Source organism: Desulfopila aestuarii DSM 18488 (assembly GCF_900143695.1).
Classification (GTDB): Bacteria; Desulfobacterota; Desulfobulbia; order Desulfobulbales; family Desulfocapsaceae; genus Desulfopila; species Desulfopila aestuarii.
This window is the reverse complement of the sequence record NZ_FRFE01000002.1, coordinates 241876-263484: the sequence shown is the minus strand read 5'-3', so window position 1 is coordinate 263484 and position 21609 is coordinate 241876. Positions and strand designations below refer to the sequence as shown.

Annotated in this window: 21 protein-coding genes and 1 riboswitch; of the genes, 8 read left to right on the top strand and 13 right to left on the bottom strand. The window is 49.0% G+C overall.

Annotated features, from left to right (window positions below; genetic code table 11):
• Positions 1-94: 94 nt before the first annotated feature.
• A complete protein-coding gene (locus tag BUF15_RS02995) occupies positions 95-2506 on the top strand; it encodes an acetate--CoA ligase family protein (protein WP_073612072.1) in 2412 nt (803 codons plus the stop codon).
• Between the two features lie 310 nt (positions 2507-2816).
• Here the strand turns inward: BUF15_RS02995 and BUF15_RS02990 are convergent, their stop codons facing one another.
• The 3 genes from BUF15_RS02990 to BUF15_RS02980 form a co-directional block, all read right to left on the bottom strand.
• The gene (locus BUF15_RS02990) at positions 2817-3524 is read right to left on the bottom strand and encodes a DnaJ domain-containing protein (RefSeq protein WP_073611971.1); all 708 of its coding nucleotides are present in this window, start codon (positions 3522-3524) and stop codon (positions 2817-2819) included.
• A 213-nt stretch (positions 3525-3737) separates the two neighbouring features.
• Positions 3738-4688, bottom strand: a complete 951-nt coding sequence (locus BUF15_RS02985; RefSeq protein WP_073611970.1) for a zinc metalloprotease HtpX — start codon at positions 4686-4688, stop codon at positions 3738-3740.
• A gap of 42 nt (positions 4689-4730) precedes the next feature.
• On the bottom strand, positions 4731-5315 hold the full coding sequence (locus BUF15_RS02980) for a hypothetical protein (protein WP_073611969.1): 585 nt from the start codon (positions 5313-5315) through the stop codon (positions 4731-4733).
• A gap of 264 nt (positions 5316-5579) precedes the next feature.
• On the opposite strand from BUF15_RS02980, the gene BUF15_RS02975 reads away from it, so the two are divergent.
• Together BUF15_RS02975 and BUF15_RS02970 are read left to right on the top strand one after the other, a co-directional pair.
• Positions 5580-6026: an Hsp20/alpha crystallin family protein gene (locus tag BUF15_RS02975; RefSeq protein ID WP_073611968.1), complete on the top strand. Its 447-nt coding sequence runs from the start codon at positions 5580-5582 to the stop codon at positions 6024-6026.
• Positions 6027-6065: 39 nt separating this feature from the next.
• Complete coding sequence (locus BUF15_RS02970; RefSeq protein WP_073611967.1) at positions 6066-6452, top strand: Hsp20/alpha crystallin family protein; 387 nt, start codon at positions 6066-6068, stop codon at positions 6450-6452.
• Positions 6453-6728: 276 nt separating this feature from the next.
• Here BUF15_RS02970 and BUF15_RS02965 read toward each other — a convergent pair whose 3' ends face one another.
• Together BUF15_RS02965 and BUF15_RS02960 are read right to left on the bottom strand one after the other, a co-directional pair.
• Positions 6729-7106 (bottom strand): pyridoxamine 5'-phosphate oxidase family protein, encoded by a 378-nt coding sequence (locus BUF15_RS02965; RefSeq protein WP_073611966.1) that lies wholly within the window; start codon positions 7104-7106, stop codon positions 6729-6731.
• An 8-nt stretch (positions 7107-7114) separates the two neighbouring features.
• Complete coding sequence (locus tag BUF15_RS02960) at positions 7115-8137, bottom strand: ADP-ribosylglycohydrolase family protein (RefSeq protein ID WP_073611965.1); 1023 nt, start codon at positions 8135-8137, stop codon at positions 7115-7117.
• A 551-nt stretch (positions 8138-8688) separates the two neighbouring features.
• Positions 8689-8762: riboswitch (cyclic di-GMP riboswitch) on the top strand.
• Between the two features lie 138 nt (positions 8763-8900).
• On the opposite strand from BUF15_RS02960, the gene BUF15_RS02955 reads away from it, so the two are divergent.
• A complete protein-coding gene (locus BUF15_RS02955) occupies positions 8901-10454 on the top strand; it encodes an MltF family protein (protein ID WP_084553410.1) in 1554 nt (517 codons plus the stop codon).
• Between the two features lie 101 nt (positions 10455-10555).
• Here BUF15_RS02955 and BUF15_RS02950 read toward each other — a convergent pair whose 3' ends face one another.
• The gene (locus BUF15_RS02950; protein WP_073611964.1) at positions 10556-10906 is read right to left on the bottom strand and encodes a winged helix-turn-helix transcriptional regulator; all 351 of its coding nucleotides are present in this window, start codon (positions 10904-10906) and stop codon (positions 10556-10558) included.
• A gap of 172 nt (positions 10907-11078) precedes the next feature.
• Here BUF15_RS02950 and BUF15_RS02945 point away from each other — a divergent pair, with 172 nt between their 5' ends.
• From BUF15_RS02945 to BUF15_RS02930, 4 genes are all read left to right on the top strand, one after another.
• Positions 11079-11714, top strand: coding sequence for a flavodoxin family protein (locus BUF15_RS02945; RefSeq protein WP_073611963.1), 636 nt, complete (start codon positions 11079-11081; stop codon positions 11712-11714).
• A 97-nt stretch (positions 11715-11811) separates the two neighbouring features.
• The gene (locus BUF15_RS02940) at positions 11812-12357 is read left to right on the top strand and encodes a nitroreductase family protein (protein WP_073611962.1); all 546 of its coding nucleotides are present in this window, start codon (positions 11812-11814) and stop codon (positions 12355-12357) included.
• Between the two features lie 12 nt (positions 12358-12369).
• Positions 12370-13278, top strand: coding sequence for a radical SAM protein (locus tag BUF15_RS02935; protein WP_073611961.1), 909 nt, complete (start codon positions 12370-12372; stop codon positions 13276-13278).
• Between the two features lie 145 nt (positions 13279-13423).
• A complete protein-coding gene (locus BUF15_RS02930) occupies positions 13424-15328 on the top strand; it encodes a sigma-54-dependent Fis family transcriptional regulator (protein ID WP_073611960.1) in 1905 nt (634 codons plus the stop codon).
• Between the two features lie 83 nt (positions 15329-15411).
• Here the strand turns inward: BUF15_RS02930 and dctP are convergent, their stop codons facing one another.
• The 7 genes from dctP to BUF15_RS02895 form a co-directional block, all read right to left on the bottom strand.
• A complete protein-coding gene (gene dctP, locus BUF15_RS02925) occupies positions 15412-16410 on the bottom strand; it encodes a TRAP transporter substrate-binding protein DctP (protein ID WP_073611959.1) in 999 nt (332 codons plus the stop codon).
• A 26-nt stretch (positions 16411-16436) separates the two neighbouring features.
• A complete protein-coding gene (locus BUF15_RS02920) occupies positions 16437-17741 on the bottom strand; it encodes a TRAP transporter large permease (protein WP_200802314.1) in 1305 nt (434 codons plus the stop codon).
• A gap of 5 nt (positions 17742-17746) precedes the next feature.
• Positions 17747-18265 carry a TRAP transporter small permease gene (locus BUF15_RS02915; protein WP_073611958.1) on the bottom strand — a complete coding sequence of 173 codons (519 nt, stop codon included), beginning with the start codon at positions 18263-18265 and terminating at the stop codon, positions 17747-17749.
• Positions 18266-18332: 67 nt separating this feature from the next.
• Positions 18333-18692, bottom strand: a complete 360-nt coding sequence (locus BUF15_RS02910) for a RidA family protein (protein ID WP_073611957.1) — start codon at positions 18690-18692, stop codon at positions 18333-18335.
• Between the two features lie 18 nt (positions 18693-18710).
• Positions 18711-20138: an FAD/NAD(P)-dependent oxidoreductase gene (locus BUF15_RS02905; protein WP_073611956.1), complete on the bottom strand. Its 1428-nt coding sequence runs from the start codon at positions 20136-20138 to the stop codon at positions 18711-18713.
• Positions 20122-20424, bottom strand: a complete 303-nt coding sequence (locus tag BUF15_RS02900; RefSeq protein WP_073611955.1) for a (2Fe-2S)-binding protein — start codon at positions 20422-20424, stop codon at positions 20122-20124. Before BUF15_RS02900 ends, BUF15_RS02905 begins: the two co-directional genes overlap by 17 nt.
• A complete protein-coding gene (locus tag BUF15_RS02895; protein ID WP_159441208.1) occupies positions 20417-21538 on the bottom strand; it encodes an NAD(P)/FAD-dependent oxidoreductase in 1122 nt (373 codons plus the stop codon). Before BUF15_RS02895 ends, BUF15_RS02900 begins: the two co-directional genes overlap by 8 nt.
• Positions 21539-21609 lie beyond the last annotated feature (71 nt).

Sequence of the window (21609 nt, the reverse complement as noted above, 5' to 3'; positions counted from 1 at the left end):
GTAAGTCCATCAGTCATAGGGTGAGCTACTATGGTGAATCCCTATGACTGATTCATACGTTTTCTTCCCCAGCCTCCTTGACCAAGACAAAGCCATGAATCCAAAAATCACTACTCAGATAAATTTTGATGATATTACGGAGCTATTCCGTACAGCTCAGCAGGAGAACCGTAACTTCCTCTTTGAGTATGAGGTGTACAATCTTCTTGCCAGGTCGGGTGCAGAAACACCACCAAAGTCTATCCTTATCCCGAGAGGAGCCAGGCCTTCAGAGGAGGAGCTACTTGCACTTCCCGGTGAGAAAGTTGTTTTAAAAATTGTTTCTCCGACAATCATTCATAAAACGGAAGTGAAAGGAGTTCGGGTTGTCGAGAAAGATCCAAATAAAATACGATCTTCCATGCGCAGAATGCTTTATGAGGTTCCTGAGAATTATGCTGCCTGGTGTCAAGCCAACCCTGACGGCATGCCGGAGGTGTACCGGGGATTAACCGGGGAGGTCCTGATAGCTGCAATAAGCAGAGATCTTCAAGGCGTGCTTATGGTGCAGTTTATGCCGCCTGACTCCGGGGCCTTTGGCAATGAGCTTATTGTGGGTCTACGAAACACTCGCGAATTCGGCATGATTATCAGTGCCGGGCTGGGCGGTACCGATACCGAGCTCTATGCGAAACGATTTCGTAAAGGACAGGCCATTGTTGCAGCCTCATGTGAACTTATCGATGGTGAACACTTTTTTGAACTGTTCCGTAAAACAATTTCCTATAGAAAACTTGCCGGCCTGACTCGTGGACAGAGACGTATCGTAACGGATGAGCAACTCATTGAATGTTTCAGTTCCTTTATTGAGATGGGTCGCACCTATTCTGTGACAAATCCTGCTGCGGAATTTGTGATTGAAGAAATGGAGATTAATCCTTACGCCTTTACGGATTTCCTGATGGTGCCACTGGATGGCATGTGCAAGTTTTCACTGCCCCAGAGAGTTGACAATACAAGGCCCGTTGCCAAGATAGATAATTTGCTCCATCCTAAAACCATAGGTCTGATAGGGGCTTCAACCAAGCGTAAGAACTTTGGCCGTATCATCCTCGATAACATTCTAGCCGAAGGGTACAGCAAGGACAATATCGTGGTAATCAAGCCTGGAGCCGATGAAATTGATGGCGTCAAGTGTGTACCTGATCTTACATCCCTGCCGGAAAAACTTGATCTCTTTGTGGTGGCAATTGGCGCAGAACAGGTTCCTGCTCTTGTCGATGAAATAGTCGATCTCGATTGTGCCAATAGTGTCATGTTAATCCCGGGTGGCATGGGGGAGAACGAAGAGAGCAAAGAGCGAGCAGAACAGGTAATAGCTAAAATAAATGCAGTGCACGGCACAGAAGGCGGTGGTCCGGTATTTTTAGGCGCCAACTGTATGGGCGTCATTTCGCATCCGGGCAAATACGACACCTGGTTTATTCCTGAGGAGAAATTACCCAAAAACAGAGAGCTGAAGCCACACCGGGCAGCACTTGTGAGCCAGAGCGGGGCGTTTATGCTTCATCGCTCCAGTCAGTGTCCCGAATTGGCCCCTGCTTATCTCGTCTCGATGGGTAACCAGACCGACCTTACCCTGGGCGATATGGTCAAATACTTTAAAAACTCCAAAGAGGTTGATGTTATTGCCGTCTATGCAGAGGGCTTTAACGACCTCGATGGTCTCGAATTCGCCAAAGCAGTTCGTGAAGCTGTCCTTATGGGTAAAGAGGTTCTTTTCTATAAGGCCGGTCGTACCCCTGAGGGCCAAACTGCTACCAGTGGGCATACGGCATCCCTTGCCGGAGACTATATGGTTTGTGAGAGCTGTATTCGCCAGGCCGGAGCCATTGTCGCCAGATCCTTTACCGAATTTCAGGACCTCTTTCTTCTTGCAGAAAATATCAGCACCAAGAAAATCAAGGGCAACCGGTTGGCCGCAATGAGTGGCGCTGGCTTTGAAGCTGTTGGCATGGCAGACTCTATTCAATCAGATGACTTTCAGATGCAGTTGGCGAGTTATTCCGCGGCAACAGTGAGCAAGGTCGCAAAAGTCCTTACCGAGAAACGTTTGGATAAACTTGTCACCATATCCAACCCATTAGACATTAATCCATCAGCAGATGACGAAGCCCACGCCGAGATTGTTCGCGTGTTGATTCAGGACGGCGCTGTAGATGCAATTGTCGTTGGTCTGGACCCATTATCCCCGGCCATGCATACCCTCGATGAGACGGAGGTCCCTGCATTTTCCATGGATGCCGAAAATGGGATTATACCGCTGCTTTCTGAAGTGGTCAGCAACAGTGATGTGCCCGTTATTGCAGTAGTTGATGGGGGGAGACTGTATGACCCATTTCGCGATGCATTACTCGCAAGAGGTATTCCGACGTTTCCGGTTTGTGATCGCGCTGTAGCTTCCCTTTCACTTTATATAGAAAGCCGATTGTACGCCGAGAGCATCAGGGTTGGAATTACTCAGTAATTCACGAAAATGAACGCATAGCCGGAAAAAGGGTGTCCGGCTGTGCGTTGCTTACGGCTTGCAATCGCAGGGCACGTCCTCTGATGAAAAAACTAGAAGGAGTCTTTATCACCTAAAGACTCCTTTTGATGTAAAGGCTATGAGGACGAGGCGCTTATTTTTTCGTTTCCTTGCAGATGATCTGTCGCAAGTTACAGAACAGGCTGGCTGTTCCCGTTTCTTTGAATCGCCAGTTTGTTTCGAGCTTTATCCGTCCGTGTATCATCCGCCCCCTTTGAGATGTCACCGATATTCGTAAACAGGCATGATGTTAGCGTCTTTCATAAATTTTTATTATTGCTGATAACTGTAGATCCCGATCATCGACCCGCGTAACCGGAAGCTGGATAATATGACCGGACGCGACCCCGGCCGGAAAACTAATAAGCAACTGTTTTTCACCTGTCAGATATCCGGTGCCATTACAGCGCCAGCAACCTGCCACTCCCTTGTGGCCAAAACAGTTGCAGCTCGGGCAGCGAATCTGCATGGGCACCTTCAACCGAACATTGCCGCCCTGTCTTGCCTGTTCTCTGGTTAGCTGCACCTCGATGGTACTGTTGTGGGTGAATCTTGGATGCCGGTCTTCCTCAAAGCCAGAGAGCAACCTGTCGAACAATCCGTCAAAAAGACTGTTATACCCATGGATTGAACGATCCAGAAACCTGTTTGGATAACCATCTCGATTTACTTCGGGAATGAGCGGCTCAACAACGCTCTCGCCTGAACCTGGTTCGGTATAGGCGGGTTTCGGTTGTCTGTGTACCTCGACCCTGTCCTGGAGGTGACTGTCGTAGGTTCTTCGGCTGGCCGGATCACTCAAAACGGAGTACGCTTCATGAATCGCCTGAAAGGGTGTTTGATTTTCTCCGTAGTGGTCGGGATGGTATTCCTTTGCCAGCCTGCGAAAGGCTGCCTTGATGTCTTCCTGTGATGAAGTGAATGGAATACCTAAAATGATATAATAGTTCTTTGGCATTGCAGATCCTCCTGAAAAATAACAATCGCTCCGAAATTATTCAGAAATATCCATAAGTCAAATCTGTACGCAAACTATCTGTTGTTGCTCTTTAATTACTCTTTTTGCCAGGTCGCTGGCGTTTTTCCTCCCTTGGATTAGCATTCCTTTTGATGTCCAGTAGTGTGTAGCAGTCTCTTGATGCCATCTCTATTTTTTCATAAAAATTTTGTTTCAGCAATTGAAACAATGTACCTGTCGAATGGTTAAAGGACGATGCAGAGAGCGTGAGCTCATAGTGCGGTTTGGCTGTTTCCCAAGCCAATCTGCTGAATCCGCACCCCTCAGTTCCATTATTTTATTGATCCGCTGAGCTGTCGGCGGATGGGTCTGCAGCCATGACGGGGCCATATAGGTCCAGGCTGAGAAAATAAGATTGCGCAAATAACTGCGATGATATTTCTCAAGCTTATACAGCGCATGGGCCATCCCCGCAGGGTCCCGGGTAAGCTCACAGCTTACGAGATCTGCCTCAAACTCCCGTGTCCTTGATAGGGCCATCTGCAGTATCATAGCCACCGTCGGGGCGAAAATTATAAAGAGAACAGGGACCATGGGCAGTTCAACCTGCCCTGTAAGAGCTAGCGGCATGGTGAGTAGCAGCACTATCTGGCCAAAGGCAGAAATGACGCCGGTAATTCTTCGGACCCTGTCCGCCAGGGCTATAACCTTGAGGTCATTGTTTTTTATATGAGCGATTTCGTGCCCGACTATACCTGCGATCTCACGCAGGTCGAGATTTCTGAGCAAAGTGTCAGTGAAGACAATCACCGGATTGTCGCTGTCACCGGTAGCATAGGCGTTCATGGCTCTGGAAGGCTCGCAGAAGAGTTGAGGGATCCTGGAAAGTCCCGCCCGTCTGGAGATCTCTTCCGTCACCCTGTAAAGGTTCGGGCTGGTGAAGCGGGAGAGCGGTCGGACTCCTTTGGTACGGAGCAATCGCTCTGTATCCATGGTTCCTGAAATGACGAGGGGTACACCAGTGACCAATAACGCCATCCAGACCCCATCCCACCCTGCTACCATATACGCGGCAAGCCCGGTCACTGCTGCCATGACTGCAAGCAAGACCACTGTATGCAGGAAGTTCTTCAGTTTATTTTGAATAACAAGGTTGCTGTTCATAATCACACCTCGCAATAACGTAGTTTCGGGGAACCTTTCGTGTTACCAATCCTCCATCGCCATACCTCTTTCGATCAGAGCGTCAATCTCTGCTATTTTCTTTTCAGTCTGGGTCAACTGCTTTTCTATCATGGTGAAAATTTCATCATCGGTTCCGAGAAGTTCTCTTGTTTTCTGCTTCAATTTTTCTCCGGCAAGAAGGTACTCCCTCATATCCTTGCGAATGATCTTTCGCTGGTGATGCTTCTGAAGTTCAGTCTCGACCAACGGCACAAGACGTCTGATGGAAACCTCCACGATCAGATCCCGTGGAACGTGATACTGCTTTGCTATGCTGTTGATAGTATTGAGAGTCGATCTGCTCAAAACGAAGGTCTTTTGCTTGAGCGCATCCTTGCCGCCCTTTGTATCCTTGGTCTTTTCAGCAAGCCTTTTCAGCTCAGCCCTGTCTTGGGTGAGTTGATCCAGCAGGGATTTCTGTTTGATCCCAAGTTGGCCTGAGATCACCCCGAGAAGTTCTATAAGCTCTGTTGGCAGCTTGAAGGTCGCTCTGACCGACTGTTTACAAATCAGGTCGTTTAAAGTGATCCTGGATTTTTCGTTATATGTCTGGTGGTTTGTCTCCATTTTCTTGCCTCCGTAATAGGAAATTATGAACTGATTATTACTATGTCAACAAATGTGATAAAGTAATGAAATGAAAAAATGATGAAAAATGAATTTCAAATATTGACATGAGCAAAGGCAGTATTAATTTCTGGGTCATAGACATGAACAGTCGAAGGAAAAGTTCGTAACGTAATGTAAATGCTTAGTTAAGTTTCAAACAATGCGTGCGGCTGAATCTCCCCTGGGATTCAGAGTGAAAACCCTTTAAGAGGAGGAAAGATTATGTGGACAAGAGTGAGTGATATTGACCGTATGTTTGGAGCTATGAATCTGTTGCACTCCAGGATGAACAGGTTGTTCACGGATTATGACAGATCTTATGGCACTGATGCAGGTTGGCGTGTTTCCGGAGGAACTCCAAAAACAAACATGTATGACCTCGGCGACAAGCTGCAGGTAGTCGCAGAGCTACCGGGTGTGGCAAAAGAAGACCTGAACGTGCGCATCCAGGGTAACTATCTCGAACTGAGCGGATCGCGTAAATCAGATGGCCCAGAAGGATACAAGGCCCACAGAATTGAGCGGGGCTCCAGCACCTTTACCCGCAGCTTCACGCTGCCAGTGGATGTTGACTCAGAGCGGGTGGAGGCAGTGCTCAAAGATGGTGTATTAAAAATGATCCTGCCCAAGGTTGAGGCCGCAAAACCCAAGCAGATCACCGTCAGCTGACATGTCGATCATAACATTTGTATATAAGGAGGAATTGTCATGAGTGAAAGAAAAGATATTACCACACGGCAGGAATCCATATCTGAGCGAAATATCAAGATCCCCACTGTCGCCCCCCTGGTCGATATATATGAGAATGACGAAGAAATCCTGCTGCATGCGGACATGCCTGGGGTAAAAAAAGAGGAGATTACCATTAACATTGATAACGGCAGACTTGAACTTTCAGGCATCAGGAAGATGGAAACTTCAGGTGCCACCGGCTGGGAGGAGTTTGGTGAGGTCGAATACCAGAGGGTTTTCTCAGTGCCCCAGTCTATTGATGTTGGAAAAGTCAATGCGGAGCTGAGTGATGGCGTGCTGAAACTGCATCTGCCAAAAGCGGAAGCGGCTAAACCCAGAGTTATTGAGATAAAGGCAGCTTAAAGGAAGTATGAGTGGACACCAGCAGCTAAGGAACATGGACCCCTTGATATGTAAGGCGACACTATTGTTACCTCAAAATTACATTTAAGCTCATGTACGAATGTATTTTCCTACTCATCAGGTAGGACTGCTCAGTAACTATAGTCAATGGCCACCAATACCTCGGCGTCAGCTCTATCTGGCTGAGGTATTGGTGGCAATAAAAAACACATAACCATCCAGTCTCTGGTCAAGGCCGGTTATCTTGCATCCTGTACAGTATGTATACTGAGGCAGTTAATACTGGCCGCTTAACAGTGGAAGATCCTTTTCCACCGTGAAGTATACTAAAAAGGAAGCTTCGCCACTCTCTTTCTCTACCCTGCGGCGCTTAATTTTCTCAATAAGTTCCGGGTTATTTTCCTCCCTCACCTTTTTCAAAAACAGTCTCCTGCCCCGGTATCCCTCTCCTTCCTCGACAAAGAGGTAGGATGCGTAGGGGTTGGATTGCACATTGTGATGAGTAAGACGGTCACGCATGATGAACGTCAGTGTTCCTTCCTCCAGAAAATGTGGTCGCGAATAGATGGCAGTATCGACTTTTCCTTCGCTGTCCGCAGTTGCCAGTACCCCGAATCCCCGTGTTTTTTCAAAGTAGTCTTTTAAGTTTTCCATGTCATATCCTATAATAGTTGTGAAAATTTCAACAGCGGTGGTGGATCGAGAAGACCTTCAACCCATCTGGCGGGCCAGCAATCCATCCCGTTTTGCGCTCCCAGGAGCGCTCCTAAAACTGCTCCTCTTCCAGCATTGTCGCCACCACACATTGTGTTGGCTATGAGTCCTTGCTCAGGTTGGTTCTGATACTTGAGGGCAAGGTACAGGGTAGCCGGGAGTGCTTGATCGACATAGCAGGCAGATGAAAAATGTCTGCCGACCACGATATGGTCGGGATAGTTTGCCAGTGCCCTCAGTCGATCTTCTTTCAGCTCTGCAGGAAGTGTATCTGTAGATGATGTCATTGCCTCATGAAGAGAATCCCCATATACCAGTGCAAGTTGCAGTCTTGCCAGAATCGATCCCCAATACTGCACCTTCTCTCCTCCGTGGGTCAGGGGAAGATGATTGAGAGCAGTGTCAATGGCAAGCTCAGGATCCCTGGCCAGTACTAGCAGCACTGGCAGCATCTGGGTAAAACCTCCTATGTGCTTTTCATCAGTTCTACCACATTTCTTCAGTTCCACACCTTTCCCGTATCTGAGAAAAAAGTGTCTCAGATATTCTTCTACATACGTGTCGTTATGGCAACCAGGAGTGGTCATGTACTCCACCAGCCTTTGGAGCCAGTTCTCGGCGGAATACGAGCCGTTTTCAAGCAGCAGATTCAGCAATTCTTTGGCCAGTTTGAGATTCAGCGTATTCTCCCCGGCCTGCAGAAACTGATGATAATGTATGTTTTTCTGACCCCAGAAGCACTTTTGCTCATGTAGAATATCCGCCCTGGCTGAACGGGCAGTATATACGGAGCGATAGAGAATGGAGTCCGGATGTGGATTTCGTGGCTGCACATAATTTTCAACAATTCCATAATCTCTTTTCAGGGCATTGGTGTCATAGTACCAGTGGACCGGCATTGCCAGGGCGTCACCAATAAACATCCCGTAGAGGGCACCGTTCAAGCGGTCAATGAAATCATTTTGGTTCATGTCTTTACTTCCTCTACTCCAATTTACTCATACTCATTAAAAATAAGCGTCATAGACTATTAGCCAATGGGTGCTGATGGGAGTTGTAGTGATAGTTAAAGCTATTATTTATAGGTGAGGGAACAGCTCGGGCGTGGAGCTCTGCTCAATGAACTTCAGCCGTTATTCTGTTTAGATATTCGCTGTTATGGGGCAGAAAGACGGGTAGCCAAAAGGGGGGAGGCAATTGAGGCTTGCCAAGAAAGATCTTTCTCTTGTTTCGCCAAGGTGATTTACTCGTAGTCAATTTGAACAACTCATCACTGAAAATCCTTAATCTAGCGTGCAGATATGAAAAAATCTCAGCAATCCAATTTCCGTACCGTTTAGATGGTTAAGATTGGCAAGTCTATATCATTGTTCTAACACAACAATTATTCACTGTAAAAGCATTCGCCTAATAGCTATAACGGCGTGAGCATGTATTGTCAGCCGGTGCTATGTTGTAGGCTTGTTTCTTTTTCTGACCCTGTAGTATAATGAAATACGAATAATGCTCTAAGAAAACTGACAACAGACAAAGCCAAACCTGCTGAAAGGCTGGGTCGGAAAGATACGGGTCTTAACAGATAGCCGAGCTGCCTTGAGGAAAGGTGGTTCGGCTTTTTGTTTTTTTTGACATAATTAGCGTGACTTGAGATTGAGCTATTTTTTACAGATGGCCCCTATCCTTTATCTGAAGCAGAGGGCCAGCAACAACGAGATTTAGAGGACATCGACTGATATGCAAAAAAAAAGCAAATGGATAGTATTCTTGTTGTTTGTTCTACTCGTAATTGGCTCACTTGTTTTTAAATATTCTCCTCTATTCTATGGTTCTGATGACATATCAGTAGAGAAGGGTGGGCATGTCAGCATAAAAACTCTCGATGTTGCGCCTGAACAACTCACAGCCAGTCAAGAGGCTGAGATCGATAAACTGGTGGCGCCAATCCCTCCTAATTGGGTAGGTGATTTTGATGGCATTCGAAAACGTAATTATATCAGAATCCTCGTACCCTATAGTAAAACGTTTTTCTCTGTTGATCGTGGCAAACAGCACGGCATCGATTACGATTTCGGCAAAGCTCTGGAAAAATGGATTAATAAAAAATATCCGTCTCAGGTAAAGACCAGACCATTTGCGGTACTTTTTATCCCTGTAAAACGTGATCAACTGCTTCCAGATCTCGTTGCTGGTAAGGGTGACATTGCTGCGGGTGGTCTTACCGTTACAGCAGATCGCCAAAAGGATGTTGATTTCGTATCGCCATTTGCCAGTGGGGTGAGGGAAGTGCTGGTTACTGTACCAGATTATCCGCCTGTATCGAAAATTGACGACCTTTCCGGCAAAGAGATCACCATCAGAGCCTCAAGTAGCTATTTTGAGCATCTGACAGCCATTAACACGCGTCTAAAAGAAATGGGTTTACAGCCCACCACAATCATTTCAGCTGATGAATCGCTGGAGTCTGAAGACCTGCTGGAGATGGTCAATGCCGGCCTGATTCAAGCTACAGTCGTTGATCGGTACTTGGCCCAGATCTGGCTACCTCTTTACACTGAAATGAAGATCAATGATTCGTTGTATATCAATGATACTGGAGAGTTGGCCTGGGCTATACGCAAAGACAGCCCACAACTTTCAAAGATGTTGAACAGCTTTATGAAGGAGCATAAGGTTGGAACAACTTTTGGCAACATCCTGGTTAAGCGCTATGTCGAAAATCCTGAAAGAGTCCTTAATCCGACATCCAAAGAAGAGATGCAGAAGTTTGAAAATCTCGTAGAGTTGTTCAAACTACATGGTAATACATATAATTTTGATTATCTCATGCTGATGGCACAGGGCTATCAGGAATCAATGCTGGACCAGAAAGCCCGAAGTCATAGGGGAGCTGTCGGCATTATGCAGATACTTCCATCAACAGCGGCAGACCCGGTGATCAACATTAAGGGGATTGAAAAAGATCCGGCCAAAAATATAGAAGCTGGGGCAAAATATCTGCGATTTTTGACTGACAAATATCTGAGCGATGAGGACATTACACCTTCTAATCAAACACTTATGGCATTTGCGGCTTATAATGCCGGCCCTGGTAATCTACTGAAGTTCCGCCGTCTTGCCGAGAAGTCAGGGCAAGATCCGAATATCTGGTTTCATAATGTCGAGTATGCAGCGGCTCGCATAACAGGTCAGGAAACTGTCAAATATGTCGCTAATATTTATAAATATTATCTTGCCTATAAACTTGTTACTGCAATGCAGGAATCTCAAAAGAAACCGTTGACCAATTAGGCCAATAGAGAACGCACTTCATGGGTATCAATCTTCCTCTTGTAGCCCATGATACGGAGCAGGCTTGGAAGCGGAGTAGAGAACTTCGTCTTTTCCGGTTCCTAATCCCGCAAATGATCCCGCGCCCAGTCACACATCATATCAAGAATAGGATAGATACTTTTTCCCTTGTCAGTAAGAGAATATTCAACCTTTGGCGGAACCTGCGGATAGACCTCGCGGTGCACCAGGCCATCGGCCTCCAGTTCCCGTAGTTGTTGAGTCAACATTTTTCGTGTGGTGTCGGAAAACTGCCGCTGCAGTTCAGAAAAGCGCATTGTCTCCTGTGCTAGATGCCAGAGAATGGAAGCCTTCCATTTTCCTCCGACCACGGCCAGGGTGACATCTATGCCGCACTTGTACTCTTTGCCCCGATACACTATCAGGTCATCTATTGCTGTGTTCTGTTCCATTGCCATCCCCCCTGGAGGGTTTCAAAAAAATAAATAGGTACCCTGGAAGTTCCTACGTACCTAAAAAGTACGTTATTGACTAAAGGTGTCGTATGAGTGAATGTAGCACAATAGTTTTGTAATGAAAAGATCACACCCAATATCAACTTCAATAAAGGACAGAGGCGAGCTTATGAAAGCATTAGCATTTAATGGTAGTCCCAACAAGAAGGGCAATACCTATCATGCACTGAAGATGGTGACGGACGAATTGGAAAAAGAAGGGATTGAAACAGAAATTCTTCACGTCGGCAACAAGGCTATCCGGGGTTGTCTGGCCTGTGGGCAGTGTGCCAAAAAACAGAACGAGCAGTGTATTCAGACCGATGATCCGGTTAATGAGTGGATACAGTTGATGAAAGATGCCGATGGCATCCTCGTCGGTTCACCTGTTCACTATTCAGCTATTGCCGGAACGATGAAATCGTTTCTCGATCGTGCTTTCTACGTGAGCGGCGTCAATGGATCCATGATGCGGCATAAGGTGGGAGCGTCGGTGGTGGCGGTCCGCCGTTCCGGTGGTCTGCCGACATTTAATCAACTGAACAACTTCATCTGTTATTCCGAGATGCTGATGCCGACATCCAACTACTGGAATGTCATCCACGGAACCAAACCGGGAGAGGCGGTACAGGATCTGGAAGGTGCGCAGATTATGCGGACTCTTGGCAAAAACATGGCCTGGTTGATGAAATTGGTTGAAAACGGCAAGGGCGTGATTGCGCCGCCGGAAAAAGAAGACAAAGTCTGGATGCATTTTGTCCGCTGACGGCGGCGGAGAACGAAAAGAGGGGGGTGGTTCTACTAACTGCGAAGTACTTATACAGGAAGGTGGTGCGCCCCTGAATTGTACCTACAGGTGAAATATGGAACTCGTAGAAGCGATCAAAACCAGAAGAAGCATTCGCCAGTTTCAGGATAAACAGGTTCCCGAAGAGCATGTAGCGGCCATCATTGAGGCCGCAATGCTGGCTCCGTCTGCCGGCAATCAGCAGCCCTGGCATTTTATCATTCTCTCTGAGCGGGAAAAACTTGACCAGATCCCTTCCTTCCATCCTTACAGCAAGATGGTGCTACAGTCTCCTGTGGCTCTTCTGATTTGCGGCGACCCCACCGGCACCCCTTGGCCAGACTTCTGGCCACAGGATTGTAGCGCCGCCACGCAAAACGCGCTTCTGGCCGCGCGGGACCTTGGCCTGGCAACGGTCTGGGCCGGCATATATCCGGTGGAGGAGCGAATGGCAGGATTTCGCCAATTGTTGGGCATTCCGGCACATGTCTATCCTTTTGCACTGATTCCTATAGGATGGCCGGAAGGGGAGTTTAAGGCAGTCGACAGAAGCAAACCAGAGCGTATACACCGCGAGACTTGGCAGGGGCAGAGTAGCCAGCCGGAATCAGGTGTGAAATAGGATGGTGCCACGATGAAATACACCCACCCGGTTTTCAGGCCGCCTTTTGAAGCACATTCTCTTTTGCTACAGGTGACGGTGGGTTGCAGTCATAACAGCTGTGCATTTTGCAGCATGTACAGTGATGTTCGTTTTCAGGCTGAAACAATTGAGCAGATTGAGCGTGATCTGCGGGAGGCGAGACGAAATTGTATAGAGGTAAAACGGGTTTTTCTGGTAAGCGGTGACCCTTTTTGTCTCAGTAGTGCTCGTCTGGCTGAGATTGCAGACAAGATTAATGTGATCCTGCCAGAGGTCGAGACCATCGCCATGTACGCATCCATACAAAATATTGGTGCTAAGACGGATGATGAGTTGAAAGCATTACGTGCCCGCAAGATAAATGATCTCAATATCGGTCTGGAATCGGGCCTTTCTGAAGTTGTCCATGATCTCAATAAGGGCTTCACCATTGATGAGGCGAAGCATCAGCTGCAGCGTCTGCAGGCTGCCGGTTTCGATTTTAGCCTTAATATCATCATTGGTGCCGGCGGCCGTCAGAAATATCGAGAAAATGCTATCGCATCCGCAGAGATAATCAACGAGATCCAACCGCATCTCATCTTTATTGCAACGCTTCATCTGGAGGAGGATTGCGTCCTGGCGGCAAAACTCGAACAGGGACTCTTTGCAGAGAATACACTTCGAGAAAACCTTGAGGAAGAGATACTCTTCCTCAAGCATCTGCAACTGAAGAACACCCGTTTTTTCGGCTTACACCCTTCGAACACTATCCGCCTTGACGGGCAACTTCCGGTAGACAAAGAGCGGATGTTAAAAGAACTGGAGCATGGGCTAGCCTCTATCGACGCAAAATATCTTGATGTCCAGAACACACGATTGGTCAGAGGTAATGAAGGCGCCGTTCTGCTCCGAGATTAAGCTCTGTTGCATTTGGAGGTATATCCGTGATCAGGGCAAATCGGCGTTCGTCTGTTGAGTTATTTCGACTCTTTTTTATTGCTCAAAAAGTGGCACAATGATAAGTATTTAGTGGTGTTTGATACTTTCTTTCAGGGGTGTTGCTATGAGTGTGGTATGCGATAAGGGGGCCATTCCAACGAGCGAGCAGATGGTTGAACTCATTCGTGAATCTCAGATGCGCTCCCGTGAGTATGGCATTTGTTCAGAAGAGCGAAACACAGCACAGGTAAAACTCTCCCCGGAAGGACTTAAAGAACGGATACACTCCAACAATACGCTGTATGATGTTGTTGTTTCGCATATCAAGGAATTCTATCTTCTGTTATCTCCCGAAGATTTTATGATCGCATTGGTCGATCGTGATGGCTATATCCTTCATCTTGATGGGAGTGAACGGATTCAGGCGATTTTTGCCGAGCGAAATTGTGCACCGGGCTATCGCTGGCAGGAAAAAGATGTCGGGACTTCGGCAATCAGTCTCTGTTTGCGATTACAGGCCCCTTTTCAGCTGAACGACACGGATCATTATTGTCGACGCGGTCATGGCTTTACCAGCTCCGCAGCTCCCATCTTTGGTCATGACAAGGCGCTGGAGGGCGTCCTGGTCATCTCCGGGAGTACCAGTCTGACGCATCCGCATACACTGAGCATGATTACTTCTGCCGCTCGCTCCATTGAAGAACAGATGAGACTGCTGCGCCGTAATCAAGAACTGTCTGTATATACAGGATTCCTTGACAATGTGCTCGAAGCCGCAGGTACAGGTCTCCTCACCTTTGATAAAGAGTTTCGTATCTGGAAGGTCAACAGGAAAGGCGAGGAGATTCTCGGCCAGGAAAAGCTTGCAGGAAAACAGCTTTCAGCTGCAACCGGGCTGCAGCTTGACCTAGACGATATTGCCAGGAATCCAGGTGAATGGAAGGGCAGAGAGTGCTATTTCAAACATAATGGCCGGGGGATCCACTTCTTCTATTCAGCTCAGCCGGTATTTTCCAGGCAGAATGCGTTGCTAGGGGCAGTTCTTGTTTTTGAGGAGTTTGGCAATATCAAAAAACTGGCCAACAAGATCTCCGGCGACCGGGCGTTTTTCACCTTTGAACATCTGATCGGTCAATCAGAAAAGTTTCGCGATGCAGTTGATATGGCACGGCGTGCTTCCGGCTCATCGAGCACGGTGCTGCTGCTTGGTGAGACCGGCACCGGCAAGGAGTTGTTTGCCCAGGCCGTACATAACGCTAGTAAACGTTGCCAACAGCCGTTTATTCCCATCAATTGTGGCGCGATTCCAAACGAATTGCTGGAAAGCGAACTGTTTGGCTATGTAGATGGTGCCTTTACCGGGGCCTTGAAGGGTGGGCGTCCCGGGAAGTTTGAACTCGCCAATGGCGGCACGGTTCTGCTCGATGAGATCGGTGACATGCCCCACGACATGCAGGTGAAACTGCTACGTGTTCTTCAGACCGGAGAGGTTCAACCAGTGGGCTCCGGGTCATTGCTGCGAATCAATGTACGCATTATCGCCTCGACCCATGTCAATCTTGCCGAGGCGGTTGCCCAGAACCGTTTTCGTCGCGATCTTTTCTATCGCCTCAATATCCTGCCGATCAACATTCCGCCTTTAAGGGAGCGGGGGGCGGGTGATATTGAGCTGCTGGCAGCGTATTTCATTGAACGTAACAGGCCTGGCTGCAGTCTGAGCCGGGAGGTCCTGGACGAACTTCATGGCTACAGTTGGCCTGGCAATGTGAGGGAGCTTGAAAACACCATCCAGCGGGCTCTGCATCTCTGCGAGGATGACCAGCTGCTTCCGGAGCATCTTGATCTTCCTGTTGATACCGCACGGCACATTGCCCCTGTTTCCGGAACACTTCAGGAGATAGAAAGAACGGCTATTGTATCAACACTTGGGAAGACTGACTGGAATATGGTCCAGTCAGCAAAACAGCTTGGAATTTCCCGTGCCACGCTCTACAGGAAAGTGAAAGAGTATAAACTGGTAAAAAACTAAGAAGGTGCAAAGGGCAGACTGGTGCTTTGGGGCATCAGAGAACCCGCTGGTGAGTCCAACGGGTTCTTCTGGTTGTGCGGGGACTATTCTTTAATCGCTGCGAGTACTTTTTCACCCCATTCTGCGCCAACATCTTCCAGAACCTGGGGCCATACTTCCTTCTTTATTTTTGCAGCCGTTGCTGCTATTTGTTCATCAGTAACAGGTACGATCGTCGCGCCATAATCAGCTAGTTGCTTTTCATTGGCTGCCTGATCCGCCTTGGCCATATCCCAACGCCGATCTTCAAACTGGGTGGCCACGTCGGTGATCTCCTTTTGCTGTTCAGGAGACATGCCGTCATACAATTCTTTGTTGATAATCAGATACCACACTTCAAAATGAGTATTCGAAGGGATGTAATATTTGGTCACATCTCGGAAGGACGAATAGTACCCTTCTGCGCCAGAGCCAATAACGCCATCCACAACACCGGTCTGCACTGCGGTAAAGGCTTCAGAAAATGGCAGTGGTGTTCCAAGGTAGCCGGTTTTGTCAGCCAGTAATTGAAAGGTCTTCATTGGTGGAACACGCAGTTTGATGCCTTTTGCTGCCTCAGGATTGCCTGGTTCTACCGGCTCTCTGTTCAATGCGATTCCGCCAAAGTAAACAGGCCATGCCGCAAGCAGATGGATGTTTTGCTCGTTGTACAGTTCAGCCACGACATTACGGAGCGGTGCTCCTGCTGAATAGTTCCGTCGAGCCTGCTCCCAGCTCTTGACCATATAGGGAAAGTAGACAACCTGAAACCGCTTGTCAGCTGCGGAGGCAGGCGGCTGGCATGCCATATCCACAGCACCGAGTCCGACTCTTTCCTGAACGACGGTGTAATCACCGAGGGCGCTGGCTGGGTAGATTTTAGTTTTAATTTTACTGTCAGAAGCCTTTGCCAGTGTTTCCGAGAACCAGCGGAGATCCTTGTCAATGGCCGTATCCTGCGGACGCACATGCGAGATTTTCAATGTTTTTGCCTGCACGGAGGTGGCCAGTAGTGCAGCACAGGCCAAGGCGAGCCCTACACGGAATACAAATGTCTTTTTCATTACCTCACTCCTTCGTTGTTGATGGATTAATAGCCAAAAAGACCCGGGATAAAGAGGGACAGGTCTGGCCACAATGATGTCAGGAACACGACGGGCACATAACCGAAAGCAATCAGGATCATTGCCGGCTTGATAACTTCCGAGAATTCTACTTTGCCGATACGCATGCCGAGGTAGAGGATACTGGCATACGGTGGCGTTACCCCGCCCATGGCGGTATTGACACCCATGATGGCTGCAAACTGAACGGGGCTTACGCCGATAGCCTCCATCAGTGGCAGCAGCAAGGGGGCAATGAGGATGATCGAGGTGACGTCATTGACGATCATGCCCACAAAGAACAGCAGGAAATTAATGAGAATCAGGAGAATGATCTTGTTCTGAGTGATGGTAAAGACACCTTGGACCAATGCCTGCGGTACATCTTCCATGACAAATATCTGGCTCAGCATCAGGCTGAAGACGATCATGACCATGATCGCACCGACGGCGGTGGCAGAATTTTTCGCCGCTTCAACAAAGACACTCCAGGTGAGCCCCTTGTAGATCATGAATCCAACTGGGATGGCATATATGACGGCCACTGCTGCGGCCTCGGTGGGCGTCATGATACCGCCGTAGATTCCACCAAGAATGATGGTCGGCATGATCAGCGCCGGAATTGCCCGCGAGGTAAGAGTAACTCCTTCCTTGACCGTTTCCGCCATATTTTTGGGAGGATCGAGTATCAGGGGAAAGTTCCTGGCCATGACCAGATTCACGACGGAAAAGAGTGCGGTGATCAGTAGTCCCGGGCCGAGCGTTGCCAGAAAGCAGGCGAGGATTGAGGTGTCGGTAACCCAGCCATAAATAATCATGGTCACACTCGGCGGGATGAGGAGGCCGAGGATGGAGGAGTTGGCTACAAGAGCAGTAGCATATCCGCGAGGATAACCTTTTTCGGCCATCTCCGGTATCAGCAGGGGGCCGGTTGCCGCCACACCGGTCAGGCCGCTGCCGGAGATGGCGCCGATAATTGCGCAGCTGACGGAGGCGACTACACCGAGACCGCCACGTATCCGACCGACAAATATATTGACGAACTTCAAGAGACTGGCGGCTATACCGCTTTCACTCATGATGGTTCCGGCAAAGACAAAGAGCGGGATGCAGAGCAGGACCGGATTTGAGAGCTGATTGAACCCCCAGACCATGGTGCCCTTCATGGTGGCACCGCCAAAGAAACACATGGTCATCAGGGCGCCGCCGAAACAAAATGGCAGGGGAACGCCAAAGCTGAGCATTACGATGAGAATGGCAAGTGATATAAGGGAAATAGTTACAATATCCATATTCGTCACACTCCTTGCTCAGGCTGAGGATCGGCGATGATGTTATCAGGATTGCTGCGATACGCCTGTCGCAGCGATGCCCTTATATTCTTCAAAAGGTAGAAGCCGGTATAGCCGGTCATGAGCACCAGACCGATAAACATTGCAGCTTCCGCATAAATCGTAGGGATATAGAGGGTTGGGCTTTCTTTCCAGACCCGGTTGGCATATTTGAAGTAATCCCAGGCCCAGTAGGTCAGCCAGCAGGAGACAATAAGCGACATCATGTCGGCTATGACCCGGACGAGAAGCCGTGATCTATCTGATTTCAGAAAAACATCGAGGACATTGGCCTTTATTTGCGTATCTTCTCTGGAGGCGTTGACGCTGCCCAGGAAATAGAGCCAGAGGGTGGGGTAGACGACTATTTCTTCAAGGCCCATGACTGGTATCTCGAAGATATATCGCATGATGACCTGAAAAAACTGCATAGCTGCAACAGTACTTATCAGTATCATCAGCACGTATTTAAAGATGCGTTCCATTCCAGACTGCCCTCCAGATGATTGGGGTCGTTATCAGATGTGTTTGCCTCTTTGTAGCCAATACTGTTCAGCCGGTTTTTCTGGCAGCGATAACCGATATTTCCACTAGTAAATCCGGCCTCGCCATGGTCGCCTCCACACATGCCCTGGCCGGGGCATATCCTGCCGGTACCCAGTTGTCCCATACCTCGTTCATGGCAGGGAAATCTTTCATGTCTTTCAGATAGATAGTCGCAGAAAGCAGGTGCTTCCTATCGCTTCCTGCCTGAGCCAGCAGGGCGTCAACCTTGGCGAGCATATTCTCGGTCTGAGGGCCGGCACCCTGGTCGCTATTGTCGGCGACTTGGCCGCAGAGATATATTGTATCGCTGTGGATGACGATTTTGCTCATGCGTTGTGCGGTTTCCATTCTGGCAATTGTGCTCATTGTCTTCACCAATATTTTCTATTTACTTTGATTTTTGAATAAATTGGCAGGTCCTGAGCCATCAGGGCCCAGATCCATTGTGGCGACCTCATCCAAGGGGATCGGTTTCAGGGGTGGGCGGATGTTCAGTAATCCTGCTTTTTGTATTGAAACACCGCTTTCGCTCGCGACGATTTCGGCAAGTGCCGGCCCGCACATTCGTCCCTGACATGGACCCATGCCGGAACGGGTTATGATCTTCACCTCATTGACCTCATGAACTCCTTCAGCCACCACTTTGCGAATGTCACCAACGGTTACGTGCTCGCATCGGCATAATACCGTTTCGTCGGGAAGAGCAGTTGCATCGAAATGTGGACTGAACAGAGCATCGATGAGAGGTCGCGGATACATATCCTTTTTCAGCGCTGCCCGAAGTGGTGCAGCTAATGCGTCCCGCTCATACTCTGGTAGAATACCGAGGCAGCGTGCAGTTTCAAGGGCGGCAAGTTCACCTTTATACTCAGCGGCCAGGGCTCCGTATACCGCAGCTCCGTCACCGGCGGCAAAAATTCGCTCGAAATTGGTCCGGCCCCAGTTGTCGCAGACTGGATGCCAGTAGCGTTGATCATTTTTCCAGGCCATACGACAGCCGGCCTGTCGGAATATATGCGTGTTGGGAATGACGCCGAAGTGCAGCAGCACCATTTTAGCGTCAAATGTGAGAGTACGATCGCCTTGACGTGCTTCGACCCCTGTAACCTGTTCACTGCCCAGGCAGCGGATATCGGTCACACCCTTGAGGTAGGGTACGGATGAGCGGCGGATCATCTGCATCATGGCCACTCCTTTGAGGAGGAAATCGGTTCGCAACAACGCAGGTGGGATTTTGGGGGCTGCTGAAAGTGGAGGAATCTGGGGTGTTGTATCGAGTATCGCTTCGATCTTTGCCCCTTTCTTGATGAGTTGGGTGGCTTCAAGCAGGAGAAGCGGACCACTGCCGGCTATAACAAGCGGGACATCCGGTTGGAGCCCAGCTTCTTTAGCCAGGTTATTGGCCGCCCCAGCGCCTATAACTCCCGGCAAGTTCCAGCCAGGAAGCGGTACCGGGCGCTCCATCGCACCTGTTGCCGCAATGATATAGGAACCTTTTATTCTCTTTGATTTTCCATGGCGGGAATAGCAGATACTGCCATCCGGTTCGATCTGCCATACGGTTGCACTACTCTCATATTTTGCGCCGCTTTTCCTGAAACGGGCTGCAAGGATTTGCCCCCGAGCATAGTCATCACCGAGAAAACGGAATTGTTGGTCGCTTGCCTTTTCTATATGACGATAGATCTGGCCACCCAGGCGAAACTGCTCATCAAGGGTGAGCACATCCAGACCGAGCTCAGCCAGACGGCTCGCTGCAGCCAGCCCGGCAGGACCTGCACCGATGACCACGGCATCATGCTGCATGCTCATGCTGATCCTCCTTGTTTTTAAGGATATTCCGGTTAATCACCATACCCTCCTGGACTTCGGTCATGCAGGCCTGGCGCTGGTATCCGTCGATTTCCATGAGGCACTCATAACAGATTCCCATCAGGCAATGGGGTGAGCACGGTTTGCCTGATGATGGCGACAGTCTGGACACTATTTCACCAGTGGCGAGAAGTGCCGCCGCAACGCTCATGCCACCGGGCAGTGAGGATGGTCGTCCGTCAAGCAGGACGGAAACAGCTTTGGTTGGGTGTTGTTGTTTAAACATTGAAGCGTCCGTTGCTGAAGGAGGAGATGAGTTTGTCTTCACCTTCGCCCATAATCCAGGGGGCAATGGCAGATAGTTTTAAAGGTGCAAGAGAAACGGCACTGTGGAGTGCCATAACGGTGATGTCCGGATACTCTTCCAGTTTGGAATAGATTGGTGCTCCGTCAGGCGTCATCACCCGCACCGAACCCCAGGCTCTTGTCCAGTTGACCTTGGCAAGGTCGGGGAAAAGTTGGAGAGCACCAGTCGCTTGATTTTTCATGGCTTCGACGGTAACACGGCTGTCGTGGGCGGTATCTTCAGTAGACAGGCCAACCATGAAACTGCCATCTTTGGTCTGTCGCACAGCTAGCACCGGAAACGTCATAACCTTTTTTTGGCGTTCAGTGACCATCAACTGACCGCGCTGAGGATAGATGTTCAACTTCACCCCAAGTGGTGCAAGCAATTTGGCGGAACCGTGACCGGCGGCGATAATCACTTTGTCACAGCAATATTGGTCCATGCTGGTGTGGATAATGAAGGTACCGTTTTTTTGCGGGGATACTGAGGTGACGGACTCACCACAGAGGTATGTTCCACCCCGCTTTTGAAAGGCGCAGCGCATGGCACCAAGCAATTTGAGAGGATTGACGTGACCTTGATCCTCTGTGAACATGGCTCCTGAAACCTGCTCTCCGATAGTCATGCCCGGAATGAGGTCGGCAAATTCAGCCCGGTTCAGCATGCGAACCGGGTAATCCATTCCGACTTCTGCGCAGATCTTTTTTAAATTTTCTATGGATGCTGCATGTGCTGCAAACTGTTCTTCGCCAATGGCGTGAATTGCTCCGCCATTCCATTCAAGTTCCAGGTCATAGCCTGTCTCTTCTTCAAGTTCTGCGGCAAAGTTGGGCCAGGCGCGGGTGGCCATTCTGCACCACTGGGCATAGGCCGGATTGTTACCGCCTTTGCACATAAACCAGGTGAGTCCGAAGTTTCCTCGGGACAAGCGTTGTGCTGACAGCTGTTCATCAAACAGCAGCACTTTGCCGGCATTCTTTCGTGCCAGTCCGTAGGCCACCGCAGATCCGGATAAACCTCCGCCAATTATTATAATATCAACCGACCTCACAAATGACCTCCTGTTCAGGCTTGTGCATCCTTGTAGTGTATTGTCGGTGATCAGTAAGCGAGAAGCGTGCC